Raw genomic sequence first — 4,474 nt, forward strand, 5'->3', positions numbered from 1 at the left:
ACGGCTATGCTCCCTACGTTGTGCCTTGCATAGTAACTGCCCACTTAGCCAGAAAATACGATTTCATTTGGTTAACTACTTAGCCTTGTAACCCTCTTTGCCTCTTAAACTTCTTTATCGAATATTGCTATCTGGCAAAGCACATCTCCTTCAACCGCTTTTCTGGTCTTGAGAATGGATAATGCTCCCCGTCATTCAGTGCGAAACTGGATAATCACTGTCGCTGTTCTGCTGATTTTGTTGATCGCCGGTTATTTCTACATTGAACACCAGGAAAAATACCCGAATACCAATGATGCCTATGTTCACGGCAACATTATCTATATAGCGCCACAGATTGGTGGCCGGGTCAGTGTCGTTAATGTCGGCAACTATGAGCATGTGCATGGGGGGGAGATGCTTATTCAGATTGACCCGGCCTTTTATGAAGCACAGCTCAATAAGGCAAGAGCCGCTTATCAGGTGGCTACCGAGGAAAATGAAGCGGACAGTGAGGGGATATTGGCGGCCAGCAGTAATATTTCCACGGCAGCAGCCAAGCTGAAAAAAGTGCAGTTGAACTTCCGGCGCACCATGACCCTGGTTTCTGAAGGTGTGCTTCCTGAACAGGAAGCAGATACGGCCAGGGCGGCGCTGACGACCGCACAGGATGCCCTGGCCAGTGCCCGGGCGCGTATGGCGCAGCTGGTTGCTGAGCAGGGGGCTGAAGGTGAACAGGCGCCAGCGGTTCAGGAAGCGGCAGCGGCCTTGATGCTGGCTACGCTGAACCTCTCTTACACCAATATTTCAGCACCGGCCGACGGTGAGCTGGGCAAGGTTAATGTGCATCCGGGCAGTGTGATCAATGAGGGGCAGGCCCTGATGCCCCTGGTGGTGGCCGAAAGCTACTGGGTTCAGGCTAATTTCAAGGAGGACGATCTGGGCAGAATCAGGCCAGGTATGTCGGCCCGTGTTGCGCTGGATATGTATCCGGATACCCTGTTTACCGGCACCGTTGAGTCAATATCACCGGCCAGTGGCTCCGCTTTTTCTCTGCTCCCTCCCGAAAATGCCACAGGCAACTGGGTGAAGATTGCCCAACGGTTTCCCGTCAGTATCCGTTTGCAGGATGCTGACAACCAGCGTGGCAAAGAGCCACTGAGGGTGGGGGCCAGTGCCACGGTTACGGTGGATACCGTCGCTTCTGCTGGTGAGCACACCCATGAACAGTAGTGTCAGTCGGCAGGCCGTCACCATCACCATTATTATTATTTCCTCACTGATCGTCGTGATTGATATGACGGTCGCGAATGTCGCACTACCGGACATGATGGGATCCCTGGGGGCTACCTCAAACCAGATTACCTGGGTATTGACCAGTTACAGCATGGCAGAAGCCATCTGTATCCCCCTGGCGGGTTTTCTGACCCTGCGTTTTGGTGAGCGCCAGTTGCTGTTGTACTCCATTGGTGGGTTTGTGGCGATGTCTGCGCTTTGTGGACAGGCTGATTCGCTGATGGAGATCATATTCTTCAGGATATTTCAGGGAGCATTTGGCGCTGCCGTCATTCCCCTGAGCCAGTCAGTCCTTATGCAGGTCTATCCCAAAGAAGAGCAGGGCCGTGCCATGGCGTTATTCTCCATTGGGGTGATGGTAGGCCCGGTTCTTGGTCCGGTGCTGGGTGGCATTCTTACCGAACACCTGAACTGGCGCTGGGTTTTTTATATCAATCTGCCGGTGGGCGCTGTCTGTCTGCTGCTTGTATTCATCAATATACAGATCAGTAACCGTGGCAAAACATCCATCGACTGGTTGCTGATATTGACCATGGCCCTGGGCATTGGCCTTCTGCAAATGGTGCTTTCCCAGGGTAACGAGAAAGACTGGTTCAGTTCGAATTTCATCCTGTTTTCCTCCATCGCCAGCGCTCTGCTCATTGTTGCATTTATTTTCCGTTCTTTTGTCACCAGGGGGATGATTGCCCCGGCATGGATGCTCAGGGATCGAAACCTGGGGGTTTCCTGCCTGCTGGTCAGCTGTTTTGCGGTTGGCACCTTTGGTGTGCTGCAATTGCAGCCCATGATGCTTCAGGAACTGTTGAACTATCCGGTTGAGACTTCCGGTTTTATCATGGCTCCCAGGGGGGTGTCGTCTGCGTTGGTGTTGATCCTGGCCGCTCCGCTTATGGATAAAGTGGATAGCCGGGTTCTGATATTTGTCGGTCTGGTGTTTAACGCCGTTGGTGTCTGGCAAATGAGCCGATACTCCCTGGAGATTGATCCGTTCTGGATTATTCTGCCGTCTGTTATCCAGGGGGCAGGGCTGGGTCTGTTTTTTGCGCCGTTGTCAAAAATTGCGTTCTCAACCCTCAGGCCTGAGTTTATTCCCGGCGGTACAGCGATGTACAGCCTCTGCCGCGCCATAGGTTCTTCTATAGGTATCGCCGTCATCAATACCTACTTCAGCTATGTGAAGCAGTCAGAGTGGCAGAGTCTGGGAGGGAGTTTATCGCCGGATAACCAGCGGTTGCAGGCCTTTGCTGAAGCAGCCAGTGAGACCATAACGAACACCACCTTTATTGAGCAGATTGCGGCTTTACTCAAGCAGCAATCGGCCATGCTGGCGTTTATCCATTGCTTTTTGCTGATGGTGTTTATCTACCTGTTGTTGATGTTGCTACTGCCTTGTTTGAAGCGGGCAGGCTAACAGTGTTGCATACACTTTATTGATACTATTCACTTTTCGGGTCGGTGTTAGAAAACTTCCCTATGATGTCGAGGGGTTGCAGTATTTCTCTGAGTAGACGTTGCATGTCTTCGTCGAGGATTGTCTCAGCAGGAGATAGCCCTGTGTCCTGGTTTTTTGTTGAATCGGATGGCTTTTTCAGCTTTACCCTGACCAACAACACTTCATCTTCGCGTATCTTTGATAATGCAGTTTTAAAGTCGGTTTTGAATTTTCCATATTGAGGCGAAAGTAGCAGATCGTTGGAAGGTGACCGGTCATTGTCAAAAACTGATCGGATGGATCGGCTGTCACTGAAATTCATGTCATTGAAAAAAGCCAGGGAATCCTTGCTGTCAGGGGCAGTGACAGATAGCTCGAATGAGAGCCTGTCGAACTGGGGGGTGGTATTTTCTGGTTGCCCGGTTCTTTTTTCGCTAACGGCGGATGGCTCTGTGTTTGCCCGTTTCTGTGGTGGCAGTTCAGTATCCGGGCCGTCAATCAATGCTCTTTTTCCAGATTCAAACTGGGCAGAGTCAGATGAAAGAGTGGGGCGTGGACCAGAAGCACCTTCCTTATTTTCCAGACACACCATTCGTTGTGTCGCTGGCTTGCACCATTGCAGGGGATAAATAGGGTAATTACTGGCAAACGTAAGTAATTTCTTGTTATTACTGTCATTGATCACCATATGGATCGGCCGGGTGTTTTCGTATGCATCAAACTTCGAAAAGCTTTCATGTATTAATTGTAAGTAGTCTCGCAAAAGATCGTCAGATCCACCTGACATTGTATGTACGGCGAGGGTAAGATAATCAGTGATTGTTTTACGAACAGTTGTTTTTTTCTCGTCTATACGATCGCGGGGTGTGATGAGTATTTCGTCAGAAAGGCAGAAGACATAATCGCCTCGTGCGGGGTCCTCCGCATGTGGTCTTTGCGATGTGTCCAGAAGACGGATGACAGGAGCGCCCAAAAAACCCAGGGCAACCGTGACCTCCTTGGCATCAATCATGGGAAAATCGGCCAGAGAGAAAGTCATGGGGGCACCAACGTAAGGTGTAGGGGCATCCAGCTCGCTTTTGCGAATCGGACAAATAAACGCCTCGCCATCCCATCTGGGCATGCTTAACGGCATTGGATTATGGCATTCAAAGCACTTTAAATCCGGATTTTTTCGGGGAGCCTCCTGGTCAGGGTTCCGGGAGTAATAATCCTTAATGCAGCTAACATGGTGTGAGTGGAGGTTGTTGCAATAGGTTATTTCCGGCGAACTGATATCCCGATTCTTCAGACAAATTGCCTGACGGCATAGTAAACATTGTGGCGATTTATCGAGCGTTTGGCGGGAAAAAGGGACAGCCATTTCAGAGACGCTTTTACCATTAAACGTTGTTTCCGTTGTTTCGCCAAGGGCTGACTGAGTATCGACATCCATAGGAGTAGGGCTTTTGGTACAAGATGAATTTGGTGCTAAATGAGATGTCTGTCTTGCAATTGTGGGTTCCATGGGATGTGTCCTGAGTTTTTTGTACTTTTATTGGACAAACAGACAAAAAAATAGTTCAGATTATTTAATTGGTTTCTGCGGTGATTATCCGGTACTGTCGGAGAATCACCTTATGAATTGCGCTGTTGCCTCTCCTTTATTGCCAATTCCCTGTCAGTATTTTTCAGTTGAATAGCCTGGTCTACCGCATTACTAATATGAATGACCAGCAATTCCCGATAAATTGATTACCATCAATGATATCAAGGGTTAGAGGGAAA

Annotated in this window: 3 protein-coding genes; 2 read left to right on the top strand and 1 reads right to left on the bottom strand. The window is 49.6% G+C overall.

The annotated features are described in order from the left end of the window. The first annotated feature begins 174 nt into the window (after positions 1–174). Positions 175–1,212, top strand: a complete 1,038-nt coding sequence (locus KDK14_RS18815; RefSeq protein WP_257266744.1) for an HlyD family secretion protein — start codon at positions 175–177, stop codon at positions 1,210–1,212. Next, the gene (locus KDK14_RS18820; protein ID WP_257266745.1) at positions 1,202–2,686 is read left to right on the top strand and encodes a DHA2 family efflux MFS transporter permease subunit; all 1,485 of its coding nucleotides are present in this window, start codon (positions 1,202–1,204) and stop codon (positions 2,684–2,686) included. The genes KDK14_RS18815 and KDK14_RS18820 overlap by 11 nt, the downstream gene beginning before the upstream one ends. A gap of 25 nt (positions 2,687–2,711) precedes the next feature. On the opposite strand, the gene KDK14_RS18825 is transcribed toward KDK14_RS18820, so the two are convergent. Continuing rightward, the gene (locus tag KDK14_RS18825) at positions 2,712–4,214 is read right to left on the bottom strand and encodes a hypothetical protein (protein ID WP_257266746.1); all 1,503 of its coding nucleotides are present in this window, start codon (positions 4,212–4,214) and stop codon (positions 2,712–2,714) included. Between the last annotated feature and the right edge of the window lie 260 nt (positions 4,215–4,474).

The organism is Endozoicomonas sp. ONNA2 (genome assembly GCF_024606365.1).
GTDB lineage: Bacteria > Pseudomonadota > Gammaproteobacteria > Pseudomonadales > Endozoicomonadaceae > Endozoicomonas.

Coding starts and splice junctions, on each gene's coding strand:
- KDK14_RS18815 (WP_257266744.1), top strand. CDS start 175: ATGGATAATGCTCCCCGTCATTCAGTGCGAAACTGGATAATCACTGTC.
- KDK14_RS18825 (WP_257266746.1), bottom strand. CDS start 4,214: ATGGAACCCACAATTGCAAGACAGACATCTCATTTAGCACCAAATTCA.
- KDK14_RS18820 (WP_257266745.1), top strand. CDS start 1,202: ATGAACAGTAGTGTCAGTCGGCAGGCCGTCACCATCACCATTATTATT.